Genomic DNA, 17,121 nt, shown 5'->3' with positions numbered 1-17,121 from the left:
CTGGATGAAGCGGTTGTAGGTCATGCCGTTGGCGCGGGCGGCCGCGTTGATGCGGGTGATCCACAGCTGCCGGAAGTGGCCCGGGGGGGGGCGGGGGGGCCGGGGGGGGGGGGTGATAGGGTGGGGCGTGTGGGGCGTTGGCGGGGGGGGGAGGCGGGGGCGGAGTGGGTCGCCGCCCGGCGCGATGTTCGCCGACGGCCTCGGTGACCGCGACGAGGGCACCCGCCGTCAGGACGCCGGCGCGGCGCTGGAACGGGGCGAGCCGCACCGCCGCGGGGCCCGCCGGCCAGTTCGCGGCGGCCCGCCGGCCTGGTTCGCCCGGCGTGGCCGGCGGGTCGTCGTCGAGGCGGATGAACACGGCCAGCAGGGAGCCGGCCGCGTCGGTGTGCGCGAAACGGACGTCCTGCTCGACGAACGCCTTCACGACGTCGGGCCGTCGGCCGGCGAACCGGGGCGCCGGGCCGATCACCGCCATCGCCGCCGCCTGCAGCAGCCTGGCCATCCCGGCTAGCAGCGCCCTGCCCTGGCCGAGCGACACCCCGGCCGGTACCGCGTCCTGCTCGACCTTCAGGTGCAGCACATCGGCCGGGCCCTCCTCCGTCACCACCGGGCGCCGCGCCGCACCACCCACCGTCTTGGGTGGCAGTCCGGCGGCGCTCACCGCGCACCCCCGCCCAGGGTGTGGCGCGCGCCGCGCCGCTTCCAGTCCGTCATGCCATGTCCCCTCGCCCTGGTCCGTCACCGCCGCCTGACCGGCGGAGCCTCCTGGCCGCGGACGGCGTTGGCCGCGCCCAGCAGGCGGAACAGAGCGTCACCCGATCCGACCGGCCTGTCCGGCGGCCGCCCGCCGCTGTGGACAGCGCCGTCGCGTCCACAGGGATCCCGAGCGGCAGGGGATCCCGAACGGCAAGCGGTCCCGAACCGCAGGGGGTCCCGGACCGCCGCCCACCCCGGTCTGTCGCGCCGGTCCGACCGGCTGGCAGCGCGGGCGTGGGTGATGCCGCGGGCCATTCGTCAGCCGGCGAGCCGGGCCGCGGCGCCGCGGCGGGCCCGCGGCTGGGAGCCGGGGCGGCCCGAGGCAGCGGCGCGCTGGCGGTCCGCGCGGCGGGCGAGCAGTCGTCGCGCGAGCGCGTCGGCGCGTTCGATGTCGTCGAGGGTCGCCCGCTGCCGGGCGTCGACCTCCAGGATCGCGGCGAGCAGCTCGGCCGACAGCCGGGTGCGGGCGGCCACCCGGGCCACGCTGGGCGGCAGCGCGGGCACGTCGCGCCGCGCGGCGGCAAGCCCGCGGTCGCCAGCCGGCGGCCCGCCGGCGGCCGGCGCCGTGACCGGGCGGGCGGCGGTGACGCGGGCGGGCACACGGCCGGCCGGCACAGGCCCGCCAGACAGACGTCCGCCCGGCACACGGCCGGCCGGGGCAGGCCCGGCGGACACGAGGCCGGCCGGAGCGAGGTCACGGGCCGTGACGGCCAGGCCGGCGGCAAGGTCGTCGGCGAACGTCTCGTCGGGGCGGCGGAGCCTGTGCAGGAGGGCCATGCACCCAGTGATACCTACCGACGGGCGTCCTTCAATGCCTTGACATTCGGCCTGTCGGCTGGGTTGTGCCCGCCCCACAGGCAATCCCCAGCCGTACCCACCGCGGTCCCCAGCCGCCGTCCGGTTACCCACCGTGTCGTGGACAGGCTTATCCACATCTTGATCTTGATGTGACCCATCTCACACTGGTGGGCGGGGTGAATCAGGGACGCCAGACACCGCGAGAACGGGTCCCCAAGCCGCGCCCGGCCATCCGCCGAACGCTGACAGACCGTGTCCGGATCCCGGGACTGCTTTCATGATCGGGTGAATTCACGGTCGCCTGGGCTACCCCGAATCCACCAGATCATGAGAACCACCACGCATGACCAGCCCCAGGCCTGGAGCGGACTGCCGAAAATCCGGGACCCGCAAGCCGGGCCCGGAACGCCACGGCCGGAGTGAGGCTACGACCAGGGCGAGCGGGGGCGGGTGGGCGCGGGCGGCTCGGTCGCCGCCCACACCTTGCGCCACCGGGCCGGCTCACCGCCGCCGGGCGCCGGGCGGGCCGCCCGCGCCGACACCGTCGGGCCGTCCGGCCGCGGCAGCGACGCCCACCAGGACGTCTCCCCCTCGGCGACCAGCCGGTCCACCTCGGCGACCAGCTTCGCGGTGAACCCGCGCACGTCGTCGCCGGCACCGGGACGCAGCGGCCGGCCGAACCGCACCGACACCTCGGGGCGGCCCGCCACCGGCCAGGACCGGCCGCGGGGCATCGCCGCGAACGTGCCCCGCAGGCCGACCGGCACGACCGGAACCCCGGCGTTGAGCGCGAGGAACGCGGCGCCGAGCTTGAACCTGCCGCGCGCGCCGTCCGGGGAGCGGGTGCCCTCCGGGAAGATCACCAGGTTCCAGCCCTCGCGCAGCAGGTCGACCGGGGTCGTCGACGGCGCGCCACCGCTGCGGTCGATCGGCACCGTGCCGAACGCCAGCGCCGTCGAGAGGCCCCGCCACGTCGACTCGAAGAAGTAGTCCGCCGCCGCGGTCACCACGGTGCGCTCACGCACCGCGGCCGGCAGCGCGCACAGCAGCACCGTCGCGTCCAGGTGCGAGGCGTGGTTCGCGACGATCAGCGCCGGCTCGCCGAGATCGGCGAACACCTCGGCGCCCTCGATCCGCCAGGTCAGCTGGGAGTGCAGCAGCGGGTCCATGATCCCACCGAGGAACGCCGCCCGGGTCGCCCGCGCGACCGGGCCCCGCGCCCACGCCGTCGGGAACTCCCGGCCGGGTATCGGCGGGCGGAACGGCTGCGCCGACGCGGGGACCAGCGGCCGCCCGCTCCAGCGGAACCCACGGGCGACCTGTCCCAGGCCGAGGCCCGGGTGGCGGCGCGCGGGCGCGGGCGAGCCGACCCGCAGCGCCCGGCCGGACTTCCCTGCGACGCCGCTCACCGCACGTCCGCGATGGCGTGCGGCGGCGAGTGCAGGTAGGTGATCGACGGGTGGCGCCCGACGGACCCGGACACCATCTCCAGCGCGTCCGCGAGCGTCGACGCGGCCCGGAACCCCATCCGGGCGCAGGCCTTCCGGTCCCCGCCGACCCAGACGACGTCACCGACGTGGTCCATGCCGTGCGTTGCCCAGTACCACATGTAGAACGGGTGCACCCCGTGGTAGGCGTGCGAGGTCCGGTACAGGTGGATGTACCAGGGGTCGGTCGCGTACTGCTTCTCGAACTTCGCCTCGATCGTCGCCGGGTCGGTCGACTCGGCGAGGACCTCCTCGTAGAAGTCGACGTACGACGGGTGGTGCAGCTGGGTGAACTCGGGCGCCACCGGGTGGTAGAGGATCAGCGCGCCCTTGTGCCGGACCAGCGGCCTGCCCCGGTACATGTTGAAGAAGTAGCCCAGGCCCATGCACGTCGCGAGGATCGGGTTCATCACCGCGTCGGAGTTGTACGGCCCGAGGTACGGCAGCCCGAAGACCAGCACGTCGGACTGGCCCTCGACCTCGACGAGCTGCTGGCGGTGCACGGTCTCCAGGGTCTTCTCGTGCACGGCCTCGGTCTCGCCGGCGTGGACCCCGGTGACCTGGTAGTCCGCGACGATGCCCTGGAAGAACTTGTGCCGCTGGCGGCTCGGGAGTTTCGGCAGCGCCGTGGTCGTGCCGTACGCCATCGCCTGGTCCTTGCGCGTCCACTCCCACTCGCGCTTGGTCAGGAACCCGTACTTCTCGGGGAACGCCTGGTTGTTCAGCGTCGACTCGATGTTGAACACCTTGACGTGCTCGTTGAGCAGCCGGCCCATCCGCCACGCCGACGAGTGCATCGCCGACCTGGTGTGGTCCATGAACGACGTCGAGTGCAGCATCGTGTGGCTGTTGTGGTGGTGGCGCAGCGAGTTGTACGACGCCAGGCCGATCGCGGCCGACTTGTGGCCGCCGTCCATCGCGACGAGGTTGACGTTCACGTAGACGAGCAGGTCCGACTCGGCGGCCCGCCGGTTGACCTCGACGTCCTCACCGTGGTCGGTCAGCCCGACGTGCGTCAGGTTGTCCTTGTCCTCCGCGTCGTGGTTGTACAGGTGCTCGGGCCAGAACGACCGGAACACCCGCTCCCCGACGACGTACTCGATCTCCGCGGCGGTCATCCGCCGGTGCAGCGCCGTCGCGACGATCAGCTCGACGTCGTCGACGCCCTGCTCGGCGGCGAGGGTCAGCACCTGCTCGATGACCCGCTGGCGGATGTCCGGACGGCGCATCCGGGGCAGCGGGATCGACAGGTCGTCGAACGCGATCGTCAGCTTCATCCCGGGGAACAGCAGCTCCCGCAGCGGCTCGCTGTTGCGCGGATGCTCCAGCGCGTCGGCGATCGCCGCGTCGACGTCCGGCAGCCCGGGCAGCGACTCCGGCGGGTAGACGACCCGCGTCCCCAGCGGGAACTGCTCCAGCAGAAGGCCCTCACCCTGGTGCACCAGCAGCGGGGGAGTCCGCTCGTCGACCTCGAGCACGAACCCCGGTCTCACAGCCACGTTCCCCTCGTCGCGGGCCCGGACGGAGCTTCGCCGTCGCGGGCTGTTGCCGTTGTCGTTGCCCTGCCCACCCCGGCCGCGCCGCGCACCCGCGGACAGGCAGACCTGGTGGTGGTGTACGCGGTGGCGTCCGCGATGTCCATCGCGGCACCCCCGCCGATTGTCACGATCATGTCGTCTGGGTCGGGTCGAACGCGATCTTCACGGCGCCGAGGCGGCCGGCGGACAGCGCATGGTCCAGCGCCTCCCGCCACCGGTCCAGCGGGTAGACCGCGGAGACGACGCCGTCCAGCGGCGCGGACGCGGCCAGCTCGAACGCCCGGCCGAAGTCCGACCGCGCGCCGGACGGCCCGTCGAGGCCCGCCGCCGCCGCCGAACCGGCGGGCTCCAGACCGGGCCGCGCCGCCTCGTCGGCTGACCGGACGGCGCGCCCCGACGAGGCGTAGGTGCCGACGAGCTCCAGCTCCCGGTACCACAGCGGCGACAGGTCAACCGCCCCCGACGGCACCCCGGACAGCACGACCCGCCCACCGGCGCGGGTCACCCGCAGCGCCGTCGACAGCGACGACGACGACCCGACGCAGTCCAGCGTGATGTCCACCCCGCCGAGCAGGAACGGCCCGCCGAACTCCGGCTCGGCCCGCAGCGCCCGCGTCGCGCGACGCACCCCGCCGAGCGTGTCCGACGGGGACAGCACCTCGTCGGCGCCGAACGCCTTCGCGAGCTCCACCTGCCGGCGGTACTTGGCGACGACGGTGATGTGCGCGGCCGGGGTGTAGGCCCGCAGCGCCAGCAGCGTGAACAGGCCGATGGCGCCTGAGCCGATGACCAGCACACGGTCACCGGGGGCGACCCTGGCCCGGCCCGCGGTGTGCACCGCGGTCGCCAGCGGCTCGATCAGCACCGCCCGCTCGTCGGACAGGTCGTCGGGCACCGGGTGCAGCTGGCTGTGATGGGCGACCATCGCCCGCGCCCAGCCACCACCGACGTCCTTGCAGTGACCGGTCTGCAGGCCCGGCGCCACGTGCCCGACCGTCACCCGGTCACAGCGCGACGGGTGCCCGGCCGCGCAGTTCCCGCACAGCTCAAGCCCGCGGGTGGCGCAGCCGAGCACCGGATCGACGACGACCCGGCTACCGGCGCGCAGCGGGGTCCCGTCGGCGGCGGCCGCGTCGGACTGCAGGACGCCGAGGACCTCGTGGCCCGGCGTGAACGGCATCGTCACCAGTGGGGAGAAGTAGAACGACGACTGGCCGGTGACCGTCGAGAGGTCCGACCCGCAGATCCCGGACAGCTGCGGGCGGACCGTCACCCAGTCCGGCCCGGGCGGCGCCGGGTCGCCGTGGTCGACCAGGCGCAGCGGCGCGGCCGCCGTCGCCGCGGCACCCGCCAGCGACGGCAGCCTGCTCGACAGCACCCGCGCCGCCGCGTATCGCGGCACCGACCGATACAGCTCCAGCCCGCGGGTCACCGCGCACCTCCCACACCTGTGACGGCCGCCCGGGTCTGGGCGGCCGCGGTACGGGCCGCGTGGAACAGGCCCCGTTCCCGCAGCGACGGCGCGACCGCCCGTGGCTCCCCGGTCGTCGACGGCCACTCCTCGACCGCCCAGCCGTTCGCCTTCGCGGTGCGGAACAACGACAGGTCCGGGTTGACCGCCACCGGGTTGCCGACCGCGCGCAGCATCGGGATGTCCGACTGCGAGTCGCCGTACGCCCACGACGCGCCCAGGTCGGCGCCGACGCGGCCGGCGAAGTGGTCCAGGAACGCGGCCCTCGCGTCGCCGACCAGCGGCGACGCGGCGAGCTTCCCGGTGAACCGGCCGTCCGGGCCGACGGTCAGCCGGGAGGCCACGATCTCGTCGAACAGCGGCGCCAGCGGCTGGACCAGGAAGTCCACCGATCCGGTCAGCAGCACCGTGCGATGCCCGGCGTCGCGGTGCGCGCGGACCCGGCGGATCGCCGCCGGCTTGACCCGCCGCAGCAGGATGTCGCCCGCCACCTCGTCGATGATCCGCGCCAGCTCCTCGGGGTCGGCGCCCTCGTAGCGGCCGTACACCGAGCGGATCAGATGCCCCCGGTCGGTCCGCTCGGCCCGCAGGTAGCTCGGCAGCTTCGCGGCCAGGCCCGCGAGCTCCCGCGCCCGCCCGCCCGGCGCCTCGTCGGCGAGGCGCAGCCACAGGTACGACTCGATGACCGTCGAGGTGACCAGCGTGCCGTCCAGGTCGAACACGGCCAGCGCCGCCGGGTTCGCGGCCAGGTTCACCCCGGCGCGCCGGGGCGGCGCCGGGTCCCGCGGCTTGCGCAGGATCGACGTGACCGCCGGGAAGTGGACCTCTTCGAGGTAGTGCGTCCAGTCGTAGCAGGCCGGGTCGAAGCCGAACAGCTCCTTGTCCGTGTCCGACAGGGCGTCGTGCAGCGCCTTCGTCGCGTCGTCGACGTAGACCAGCTCGGCCTTCGTGTACGCCCGGTAGATGTCCGAGTAGCGGCGCAGGAACCCGACCCGGGACTCGAACCGGTCGAACTCGGTCGCCAACCGCCGGACCTTCTCCGAGCGGGGCGCGTGCTCCAGCAGCCGGCCGGCGACCGCCGCCGCCCGCTCGCCGTTGCGCAGCTTCGCCTCGGCGGCCCGCGCGCCGGCGAACGCCCAGTCCGGCACCGCGATCTCGCCGCGGCCCCGCTTCGGCAGCGGGAACGCCCGGAAGTAGGCGCGGACGTGCTCGAACAGCTCCCGGAACAGCAGCGGGTTACGGAACCCGGAGCAGACCGTGTAGTAGGCGGGCGTCTCGACGGGCGGGGTCGCCGCCGCGGCCGCGAGGATCGCGTTCACGACCAGGTCGACCGGGATGATGTCGACGACCGCGTCGGGCGACGCGGGGAAGTCGGGGAACTCGCCGCGGCCGTAGGCCAGGATCAGCGGCTCCGCCATCTTGAAGCCCTCGATCCAGCCCGGGTACGGCCGGTGCAGCGCCGACTCGATGATCGACGGGCGGACGATCGTCAGCGGCAGGTCGCCGTGGTCGTCCTCCAGGTACCGCTCACCGAGTGCCTTGGTGAACGTGTAGCTGTCGGTCCAGCCCAGCACCTGCGCCCGCTCGGCCCCGGCCCGCACCAGCCGGGCGCGGACCCATTCGCGGCGGCGGTCCTCGGCGTCCCGCGACACCGTCTGCGCCCCGGCCCGCAGGTGCTTGGCCTGCGCCTCGGCGAGGAAGGCCGCCGACTGCTCCGGGGCCCGCGACCCGTCCTCGGCGGCCTGGCGGGCCCGCGCCGCGGACGCCTGCTCGACCGACCAGTCGACGTCGTGCGCCAGACGCCCCTCGGCGATGTGGCCCGACCGCAGGCCCGCCACGTAGGCCGTGGAGACGTGCACGATGTGCGGCGACGCGCCACCGGCGCGGACCGCGCGCAGCAGCTCCTGCAGACCGCCGAGGTTCGTCGCGAACCCCTCGTCGATCGGCGGGTCGAACGACACCTCACCCGCGCAGTGGATCACCAGGTCGATGTCGGACGGCAGGTCCGGCATCGACGCCAGGTCCCCGGCCAGCACCTCCACCCGCGCCGCGAGCTGGTCCACCGCGCCGTCGCCGAGCGTCTCCCGCAGCGCCGCGAACGCGGGCTTGCGCAGCTGGCGGCGCAACCGCGCCGCTCCGTCCTGCCCGCCGCGGGGACGCACCAGCGCGACGACCCGGGTGTCCGGGAAGTCCGACAGCAGACGCTCCAGCAGCGCCTCCCCGACGAACCCCGTCACCCCGGTCAGGAACACACGCCTGCCCGCGAGCCGCTCCCGCAGCCCCACCCGTCCACCTCCGCGACCACTACACCACTGACATCCGCTGGGCAACGGTAGGCGATGACCGGACACCTACAGCGGTGTCCTCGCCGAAACGTTCACGCGCACGCGCCGCCCAGGCCGGAGTATGACTGGTCAAACTACCGGCTCGGCCATCTGGCGCGGCCAGCACCCGGCCGGGGCGAACCGGCCGGCCGCTGGCCGCCGACCCGGTACCGGCCGCCGGCGAGCCCAGCACCCGCAGTCTGTACCGTCGCCGCCCGGCCGTCCGGGAGGCCCGCCTCGCCCGGCGACGGCGTCGGCGCCCGGCCGGCCGGGTTTGCCCCGATGTGGGCCAGATCTCCCGACCGCGGCGACGCCGCTCGGCCACGGGCCCGGCCGGGGCGCGGCGACCGTGGCGGTCACACCGGGCGGGCAGCCGCCGCCGTCAGAGCGCGGGTCAGCCGGGTCGCCGCGCCGGTGAGGCCGAACCGTTCCGCGAGCGCGAGGACCTCGTCCGGGTGCGCCGGCGTGGCGGGCAGCCGGGTCGCCAGCGCCGGCAGCGGCACGTCGGGGACGACCCGCACGACGATCTCCGCCCGGTCCAGGTAGTCGCGGGCCGCCTCCAGCCGGCGGCGCGCCCCGGCGGGGAAACCGTCGGTCTGCCCCGCGTCGAGCGCCGCGAGCGCGCCGGGCAGCGACCCGAACCGGGTCAGCAGCGCGGCCGCGGTCTTCGCCCCGATGCCCGCCACGCCGGGCAGCCCGTCGGACGGGTCCCCGCGCAGCGTCGCGAAGTCCCCGTAGGCCCGGCCGGGCACGCCGTAGCGGGCGCTGACCGCCGCCTCGTCGATCGCCGCGAACTTCTCCACCGAGTACCGCACCCGGACCGGCACGTCGTCGCGGACCAGCTGGAAGAGGTCACGGTCGCCGGTGAGGATCTCCACCGGCCCGGTGAACGGGCCGCCGCCGACAGGTGCCTCGCCGTGGTCCTGGGCCGCCCAGCCGGCGGCGTCGCCGTGCGGGAACCGGGTCGCGAGCGTGCCGATCACGTCGTCGGCCTCGAACCCGGCCGCCTCGACGCGACAGATCCCGAACGCGTCCAGCACCGCGTCGATCACGGGCAGCTGCGGGGTCAGCTCGTCCGGGACCTCCTCGACAGCCACCGCGCCCGCCGCGCTGTCCTCCCCGGTGCCGGCCGGCCCGGGCGCCGCCGCCGCCGAGACCGGGACCGACGGGGGCACGGCCGCCGGGTCGAGCACGTCGGCGACCCGGTGGGCCTTGTACGACTCCACCAGCTCGACGCGGAACGCCGGGCGCCAGTCCCCGTCGAAGCAGCACACCAGGTGCGCCGGGCGCAGGTCGGTGATCTGGCGCGCGAGCACGTCCAGCAGCCCGCGCACCGCGTTCACCGGCATCCCGTCCGGCGCCGTCACCGACCGCGGCACACCGTAGAACGCCCGGAAGTACAGCGACGGCGTGTCCACCAGCAGCAGCCCGCCGCCCGGTTCCGCCGGCGCGGCCGGTTCCGCGGGCTGCTGGCGGACCGGCTGCGCCGGCCCTTCGGACGCGGTCTCACTCGTTCCTGCGCTCACCCGCCCACCCTGGCACGGCCCGCCGACAGTCCCGGCCGCCAACCCAGGCCGCCGGACCATGGCCCGGACTGGCAACAGCCGGCCGACACGCCCCCGGGGCGGCAGGAAAAGGCCAGCGTTACCCACTCCCAGGCCCACAGCCAGGCAACAGGGCCCCTTCGTGCCATTCGGCGGTGGCACTTCCCGCGCCGGTCGGGCATACCGACGCGCTCAGTGACCAGTCCCGTGCACAACTGCGCCGATCACCCCGGAACCGGTCGGTGATCAGGCCATAATCTCCGCACTGTGCTCGAAGATCTCGACCGGCAGATTGTCCGGCTGCTGTGCGCGGACGGGCGGATGAGTTTCACCGACCTGGCCCGCGCCACCGGCCTGTCCGTCTCCGCGGTCCACCAGAGGGTCCGTCGGCTCGAGCAACGGGGCGTGATCACCTCCTACAGCGCCCAGGTCGACCCGTCGAAGGTCGGCCTGCCCCTGACCGCCTTCATCTCGATCAAGCCGATCGACCCGTCGCAGCCGGACGACGCGCCCGACCGGCTCGCGCACCTCGACGCGATCGAGGCCTGCCACTCGGTCGCCGGCGAGGAGTCCTACCTGCTGAAAGCACGCGTCGCCGAACCCGCCGACCTGGAGACGCTGCTGCAGCAGGTCCGCGCCGCCGCGAACGTCTCCACCCGCACCCTCGTCGTCCTGTCCACCCCCTACGAGGGCCGCCCCCCGGCCCTGTGACGCCCGTCAGAGACTGACCGGGCAGCCAGGGAACACCTGGTGCATGCCCGCGCAGTAGCTCTCCCGGGTGACCTTCCAGCCGCCCGCGACCAGGGTGAAACGCAGCTGGTGGGCCAGGGCGGGATCGAGCCCGGACTGCGGGTCGCGCCGGCGCGGCGGCAGCGCCCGTAACGCGCGCAGCAGGCCGTCGCGCTGGGCCAGCCGGTCGGCGGCGTCGACCGCCGCCTCGGGGAGGTCGGCGGTTCACTCGCCGTCGACGAGCAGCGGCACCTCGTCGACCCGCACCCGCAGCCGCCGCCAGCGGCTCGTCGCCCTGTTGACCAGCGTCCGGCGCAGGTAGACGCGTTCGAACGCGCCCTGGACGAGGTCCTCGGCGGACGCCCAGTCGCCGCCGGTCAGCAGGACCGCGCGCAGCAGCTGCCGCCGCGCCGTCCGGGCCATGAACTCCTCCGCCCGTTCGTCATCCCCCCTGCACCCTCGCCTCCGCACCCTCGCCCGAACCACCGCACCCGTGCTCAGTCCAGACGCCCAGGATCCGGCGCACGATGAGACGCCAGCCGATCCGAATCCGGGCGGACCGACCGACCAGCGCCACCGCGGGCGGGTGGGCGGGGATCCCGGCCGGCCGTTCGGCAGACTCGCAGCCGTGAGCCGCCCACCACACCGCCCACCCCGGCCGGTCCGCCCGGCGCCAGCCAGACCGACGGCGGGCGGACCGTGCCGGGAACGCGCCGTGCTCTACCGCGGCGGCCACGTCCACAGCCCCGCGGTCCCGGGCGCCACCGCGCTGCTCACCGTCGGCCGGCGCGTCACCTGGCTCGGCACCGACGCCGACCCCGTCCCGGGCGACGCGGACGAGGTCGTCGAGCTGGCCGGCGCCTGGGTCGCCCCGGCGTTCGTCGACGCCCACCTGCACGCCACCGCCACCGGGCTCGCGCTCGGCGGCCTCGACCTCGCCGCCACGCCGACCCTCGGCGCCGCGCTCGACGCGGTCAGCGCCGCTGCCCGGGCGGGCGCCGGCACCACCCTGCTGGGCACGGGCTGGGACGAGACCCGCTGGCCCCAGCGGCGCCCGCCGACAGCCGCCGAGCTCGACCGCGCCGCCCCCGGGCGGCTCGTCTACCTCGCCCGCGTCGACGGCCACACCGCCGTCATCTCCAACCCGCTCGCCGCCGCGGCCGGCGCCGCGGGCCGGCCCGGCTGGCTCGGCGACGGCCTCGTCCGCGACGACGCCCACCACGCCGCCCGCGTCCACGCCTACGACACGATCACCCCGGGCCAGCGACAGGACGCGTGGCGGCGGCTGCGGTCCACCGCCGCAGGCCTCGGGATCGTCGCGATGCACGAGATGGCCGGCCCCGAGGTGTCCTCCGCCGACGACCTCGCCGCGCTGCTCGCCCACGCCGCCGCCGAACCCGGGCCCGCGATCGCCGGCTACTGGGCCGGCGACCCGGCCGACCTCGCCGGCCTCGACCCGGACGGCCGGCTCGCCGTCGGCATCGGCGGGGACCTGTTCGTCGACGGCTCCCTCGGCTCCCACACCGCCGCCCTACGCGCCCCCTACGCCGACCGGCCCGGCCACCGTCCACCGCCGATGCTCGACGCCACGGCCGTCCGCGACGCCGTACTGACCGCGGTCGCCTCGGGCCGCCAGCCCGGCTTCCACGCGATCGGCGACGCCGCCGTCGACACCGTCCTCGCCGGCCTGGTCGCCGCCGCCACCACGGCCGGGCCTGAACGGGTCATCGCCGCCCGGCCCCGGATCGAGCACTGCGAACTCGTCCACCCCGACCAGATCGCCGCCCTCGCCCGGTTCGGCGCCGTCGCCGCCGTCCAACCCGCCTTCGACGCCTTCTGGGGCGGCCCACACGGCATGTACGCCGAACGGCTCGGCGCCACGCGGGCCGCCGCCATGAACCCCCTCGCAGCCCTCGTCGCCGCCGGCGTCGGCGTCGCACTGTCCTCCGACGCCCCCGTCACCCCACTCGACCCCTGGGGCGCGATCCGCGCCGCCACCGGCCACCACACCCACACCGCCCGCCTCGACCCCGCGGCCGCGTTCGACGCCGCCACCCGCGGCGGCTGGCACGCCGCCCGCGCCACCACCGACGGCACCCTCGCCCCCAGCCAGCCCGCCACCTTCGCCGTCTGGCGCCGGCCCACCGGCCCCGCCGGGCCGGGGGACCCCGCCCTGCCCGACCTCACCGGCCCGGACCCCCGCTGCGTCCGCACCGTCCTGGCCGGCACCGTCCTGCACGACGACCCCGACGCCTGACACCACCACCCCAACCGGCGCCGCCCGCTTTCATGATCGGGTGGATTCGGGGTAGCGCCGACGACCCCGAATCCACCCGATCATGAGGTGACTGCCAGGGTGGGCGGCGGGCGGCGGCCAGGGCCGTAACGAAGGCCACCCCGACCCGGCCAACTCGCCCCCACAGCCGCACCCCCAGGCACATCCGCCGCCTCTCCCGACCGGCCCACGCGGACAGGACGGACACTCCGGCACACCGCCGCCCCCGGCTCTAGCAAACTGGGACCCGTGACACCGCCGTCCGCAGCCCCAGCGCCCACCGGCCCGACCCCCGCCATGGCGGCGCCCGGCGCCCCGCCGACCCCCGGCGCGCCCGCGGACGGCCCGGACCCCGGCGGCCCAGCCCGCGCCCGCCGCCACCGGCCGCGGCCACCCCGGCCCGCCACCGCACTGCGCGCCACGGCCGCCCTCGCCGCAGGGTTCCTGCTCTACCTCGCGTTCCCCCCGGTCGGCGCCTGGCCACTCGCCCCCGTCGCCGTCGCCGGGCTCACCCTGCTCGTCCGCGGCCGCCGCCTACGCGGCGCATACGGCCTGGCCCTCCTGTTCGGCCTCGGGTTCTTCCTGCCGCTGCTGCGGTTCGTCGACTACGTCGGCCTGGACGCCCTGATCGTCCTGGCCGCCGGCGAAGCCGCCATCCTCGCGATCGTCGGACCCGCGACGACCCTCGCGCTGCGCCTGAAGCCCTGGTACGCGTGGGCCGCCGTCGGCTGCGTCTGGATCGGCCAGGAAGCTCTGCGCGGCCGCGAACCGTTCGGCGGCTTCCCCTGGGGCCGGCTCGCGTTCAGCCAGCCCCACACCCCCTACACGCCACTCGCCGCCGTCGCCGGCGCCCCCACCCTCACCTTCGCCGTAGCCGCCACCGGTGCCCTGCTGGCCCTCACCCTCACCACCCTGGCCGCCACCGGCCGTACCACCCTCAACCGCCACCTCGGCGTCCCCGGCGCCCTCCCAGCCGACGAGCCGCCGCCCGCCGCCCGGCCCACCGGCCGCCTGCTCGCGCTCGGCGCCCTCCTGCCCACCGTCGGCATCCTCGCCCTCGCCGTCGCCGGCCTCGCCGTCACGCTGCCCACCGGCGCCCAGGACGGCACCCTGCGGGTCGCCGCGATCCAGGGCGGCGTCCACGAACCCGGCGGTTACGACGCCCTCGGCCAGCGCCTCCAGGTCACCAGCAACCACGTCGACCAGACCCTGAAACTCGCCGCCCAGGTCGGCGCCGGGAACATCCCAGCCCCCGGCCTCGTCGTCTGGCCCGAGAACTCCTCCGACGTCGACCCGTTCCTCAACCCCGACGCCGCGAACCTCCTCAACGAGGCCGCCCAGGCCGTCGGCACCGACATCCTCGTCGGCGCCGTCCTCGACGGACCAGGCCGCGGCCACGTCCGCAACGCCGGCCTCCTGTGGACCCCCACCGGCTTCAGCGGCGAGATGTACGTCAAACACCGGCCCGTCCCGTTCGCCGAATACCTCCCCGGCCGGTCAGTCCTCCAGAAACTGATCAAACGGTTCGCCGACGAGATGCCCAACGACTTCGTCCACGGCACCGGCCCCGCCGTCCTGCCCGCCGCCCACACCGTCATCGGCGACGTCATCTGCTTCGAGGTCGCCTACGACGGCAATGTCCGCGCCTCCGTCGACCAGGGCGCCCGGCTCCTCGTCGTCCAGACGAACAACGCGTCGTTCGGCCGCAAGGGCGAAAGCCAGCAACAACTCGCCATGACCCGGATCCGCGCCGTCGAGCACGGCCGCGCCACCATCCAGGTCTCCACCAGCGGCCAGAGCGCGATCATCAGCCCCGACGGCACAGTCCTCGCGCAGACCGGCCTCTACGAACCCGGCATACTCTCCGCCGCACTGCCACTACGCACCGCCCGCACCCTCGCCGACCGGGTCGGCGCCATCCCGGAGGCGGTCGCGACCGCCCTGGGAGCGGCGGCCATTATTGCTGGAATCGCCACCGGGCGCCGGCGCCCACGGCCAGCGACCACCACCGGTCCGCGGCACACCGGCCCTGACCACGACGGCACCCCGCGAGACGCCTCCCCCGCGCCGCACGACGCGCGCGGACCCCAGGCCGACCCGCGGACAGGCCACCGGCCCGACGGCCGCGGACAGGAAAGGAACGGCGTGGACGCCCACCGGGTAGTTGTCTGCGTGCCCACGTACAACGAACGGGAGAACCTCACCCGTACGGCACACAGGCTCCGCGAGGCCAACCCCACCGTCGACCTGCTCGTCATCGACGACAACAGCCCCGACGGCACCGGCCAGATCGCCGACGAGCTCGCCCGCGAGGACCCCCAGATCCACGTCCTGAACCGTGCCGGCAAGTCCGGCCTGGGCTCCGCCTACGTCGCCGGCTTCTCCTGGGCGCTGCGCCACGGCTACGACGTCGTCGTCGAGATGGACGCCGACGGCTCCCACCAGCCCGAGGAGCTGCCCCGGCTGCTCGCCCGGCTCGCCACCGCCGACGTCGTCATCGGCTCCCGCTGGGTCCCCGGCGGCCAGGTCCGCAACTGGCCGCGCAGCCGCCTGATCCTGTCCCGCGGCGCCAACCTCTACGTCCGCGCGGCCCTCGGCATCCCGATGCGCGACGCCACCGCCGGCTACCGCGCCTACCGCGCCGACGTGCTGCGCGCCCGCGACCTCAACCAGATCCAGTCCCAGGGCTACTGCTTCCAGGTCGACCTCGCCTGGACCGCCTGGCGCCAGGGCTTCCAGGTCGCCGAGGTGCCCATCACCTTCGTCGAACGCGAACGCGGCGCGTCCAAGATGAGCCGCTCCATCATCGTCGAGGCGTTCTGGCGCACCGCCCTATGGGCCGTCGCCTCCGGCCGCCGCGGCCCGGGAACGCTGCGGCCCACGCCGTCACCGCCGGTGAAAGTACCCTCGCCGACCCCCGAACCGGCCCTCGTCACCCCGACAGCGCCCGCCCCGCAGGTGACCAAGGCCACATCGGCCGGGAGCGTCGCACTACCCGCAACGGCCAACGGCGTCAGCCCCAACGGCGCCACCACCGTCGACACACCCGTCCAGCAGAGCGCCACCGGCGACAGCTAGCGCCGCCTCCGACAACGTCCGCCCGCTCCTAACCCCGAACATGATCGCCGTTTTGGCCCTCCGATGGTTGCGAAAAGACCCGATTCACGACCACTTGAGGGCCAAAACGGCGATCACTCCGCCGGCCTGACCTTCGCTGTCATGGCACCGAACCGACACGAAAGAGGGGCACGGCCGCAGCCGTGCCCCTCTTTCGTGTCGCGTGTCCTAGTCCCCAGGCGGGTTCGCCCAGGCTCAGCTAGCCTGACGGTCCTCGCCACGCAGCACGGCCAGCCGCTCCGCAAGGACCTCCTCAAGGTCCGCGGTCGTCCGGCGCTCCATCAGCATGTCCCAGTGCGTACGCGGCGGCTTGGCCTTCTTCGGCTCCGGCCGCTCCCCGTCCACGATCACCGAGGCCTCACCACAGACACGGCACTCCCAGACCGAGGGAACCTCGGCCTCAGCCGCGAATGGCATGGTGAACTGGTGACCGTTCGGACAGTCGTACGACGCGGTCTGCCGCGGCGCAAGCTCCGTGCTGCGGTCGGTCTCGTAGGACACCGCGCCGAGACGGCTGCCCCGCAGAACGCGTTCGCCCATAGAAACCCCTCCGAGCGTTGTCGATTACCCGTGTCTCAGCAGTTTGAACGACCCGGCCAGCCGAGACGTTCCCACAACGGAAGGGTCGGTAACGAGACCGTGGCCATACCGCGTGTCCATCCGATGTCAGCCATCACGCAGCGTATCGGTGTCCGCCCCTACCTGGGCCTGTTCGCCCTCGCCCGCTGCGGCCTCGGCATCGCCGCCCTCACACGCCCCGTGACCGCCCTGCGCGCCACCGGCGTCGACCGCGTCACCGCCGAACGCACCGCCTGGACCGCCCGCCTCCTCGGCGGCCGCGACCTCGCCCTCGGCGCCGGCCTCCTGCACGCCCTCAGCCGCCGCCAGCCCACCGACAGCTGGGTCTGGGCCGGCCTGATCGCCGACGCCGTCGACGCCACCGTCCTCGCCACCGCCACGGCCCGCCGCGACCTCTCCCCCGCCGCCGGTACCCTCGCCGCCCTCCTCGGCGCCGGCGCGGCCGCCGCCGCGCTCCCCGTCCTCGCAGACCCCGACCCTGGCGACGTCACCCCCTGACGCCC

The 17,121-nt window shown here is 75.0% G+C and carries 11 protein-coding genes and 2 pseudogenes; 4 read left to right on the top strand and 9 right to left on the bottom strand.

What is annotated here, in order from left to right; translation table 11 throughout:
- From I6A60_RS24210 to I6A60_RS24175, 7 genes and pseudogenes are all read right to left on the bottom strand, one after another.
- A pseudogene (locus I6A60_RS24210) lies at nucleotides 1-84 on the bottom strand (50S ribosomal protein L20); the annotation flags it as partial.
- A gap of 930 nt (nucleotides 85-1,014) precedes the next feature.
- Entirely contained in the window at nucleotides 1,015-1,533 is a 519-nt protein-coding gene (locus tag I6A60_RS41950; protein WP_238436112.1) for a hypothetical protein, read from the bottom strand.
- A 446-nt stretch (nucleotides 1,534-1,979) separates the two neighbouring features.
- Nucleotides 1,980-2,963 (bottom strand): lysophospholipid acyltransferase family protein, encoded by a 984-nt coding sequence (locus I6A60_RS24195; protein WP_203055698.1) that lies wholly within the window; start codon nucleotides 2,961-2,963, stop codon nucleotides 1,980-1,982.
- A complete protein-coding gene (locus I6A60_RS24190) occupies nucleotides 2,960-4,540 on the bottom strand; it encodes a lactate racemase domain-containing protein (protein ID WP_203011738.1) in 1,581 nt (526 codons plus the stop codon). The genes I6A60_RS24195 and I6A60_RS24190 overlap by 4 nt, the downstream gene beginning before the upstream one ends.
- A 169-nt stretch (nucleotides 4,541-4,709) precedes the next feature.
- Nucleotides 4,710-6,011 (bottom strand): zinc-binding dehydrogenase, encoded by a 1,302-nt coding sequence (locus I6A60_RS24185; RefSeq protein WP_203011729.1) that lies wholly within the window; start codon nucleotides 6,009-6,011, stop codon nucleotides 4,710-4,712.
- Nucleotides 6,008-8,335: an HAD-IB family hydrolase gene (locus tag I6A60_RS24180; RefSeq protein ID WP_203011727.1), complete on the bottom strand. Its 2,328-nt coding sequence runs from the start codon at nucleotides 8,333-8,335 to the stop codon at nucleotides 6,008-6,010. The genes I6A60_RS24185 and I6A60_RS24180 overlap by 4 nt, the downstream gene beginning before the upstream one ends.
- 395 nt (nucleotides 8,336-8,730) lie before the next feature.
- A complete protein-coding gene (locus I6A60_RS24175) occupies nucleotides 8,731-9,900 on the bottom strand; it encodes a 5'-3' exonuclease H3TH domain-containing protein (protein ID WP_374113324.1) in 1,170 nt (389 codons plus the stop codon).
- A gap of 285 nt (nucleotides 9,901-10,185) precedes the next feature.
- Between I6A60_RS24175 and I6A60_RS24170 the strand changes: the two genes are divergently transcribed.
- Nucleotides 10,186-10,629 (top strand): Lrp/AsnC family transcriptional regulator, encoded by a 444-nt coding sequence (locus tag I6A60_RS24170; RefSeq protein WP_013424782.1) that lies wholly within the window; start codon nucleotides 10,186-10,188, stop codon nucleotides 10,627-10,629.
- Nucleotides 10,630-10,773: 144 nt separating this feature from the next.
- On the opposite strand, the pseudogene I6A60_RS24165 reads toward I6A60_RS24170, so the two are convergent.
- A pseudogene (locus I6A60_RS24165) lies at nucleotides 10,774-11,070 on the bottom strand (SigE family RNA polymerase sigma factor); the annotation flags it as partial.
- 292 nt (nucleotides 11,071-11,362) lie between these two features.
- On the opposite strand from I6A60_RS24165, the gene I6A60_RS24160 reads away from it, so the two are divergent.
- Both I6A60_RS24160 and lnt read left to right on the top strand, forming a co-directional pair.
- A complete protein-coding gene (locus I6A60_RS24160; protein ID WP_203012047.1) occupies nucleotides 11,363-12,904 on the top strand; it encodes an amidohydrolase in 1,542 nt (513 codons plus the stop codon).
- 267 nt (nucleotides 12,905-13,171) lie between these two features.
- The gene (gene lnt, locus I6A60_RS24155) at nucleotides 13,172-16,000 is read left to right on the top strand and encodes an apolipoprotein N-acyltransferase (RefSeq protein ID WP_203021454.1); all 2,829 of its coding nucleotides are present in this window, start codon (nucleotides 13,172-13,174) and stop codon (nucleotides 15,998-16,000) included.
- A gap of 234 nt (nucleotides 16,001-16,234) precedes the next feature.
- Here lnt and I6A60_RS24150 read toward each other — a convergent pair whose 3' ends face one another.
- Nucleotides 16,235-16,579, bottom strand: a complete 345-nt coding sequence (locus I6A60_RS24150; protein WP_013424776.1) for an RNA polymerase-binding protein RbpA — start codon at nucleotides 16,577-16,579, stop codon at nucleotides 16,235-16,237.
- Between the two features lie 123 nt (nucleotides 16,580-16,702).
- Between I6A60_RS24150 and I6A60_RS24145 the strand changes: the two genes are divergently transcribed.
- Nucleotides 16,703-17,116, top strand: coding sequence for a hypothetical protein (locus I6A60_RS24145; protein ID WP_203021453.1), 414 nt, complete (start codon nucleotides 16,703-16,705; stop codon nucleotides 17,114-17,116).
- The last annotated feature ends 5 nt before the right edge of the window (nucleotides 17,117-17,121 follow it).

It is taken from the genome of Frankia sp. AgB1.9, from assembly GCF_016786355.1.
GTDB lineage: Bacteria > Actinomycetota > Actinomycetes > Frankiales > Frankiaceae > Pseudofrankia.
Note: the sequence above shows the minus strand (reverse complement) of the source record. Positions and strands in the feature narration are given on the sequence as shown.

Bases quoted from the DNA above. Each gene is read 5' to 3' on its own strand.
- I6A60_RS41950 (WP_238436112.1), bottom strand. From the start codon at position 1,533: ATGGCCCTCCTGCACAGGCTCCGCCGCCCCGACGAGACGTTCGCCGAC.
- I6A60_RS24150 (WP_013424776.1), bottom strand. From the start codon at position 16,579: ATGGGCGAACGCGTTCTGCGGGGCAGCCGTCTCGGCGCGGTGTCCTAC.
- I6A60_RS24145 (WP_203021453.1), top strand. From the start codon at position 16,703: ATGTCAGCCATCACGCAGCGTATCGGTGTCCGCCCCTACCTGGGCCTG.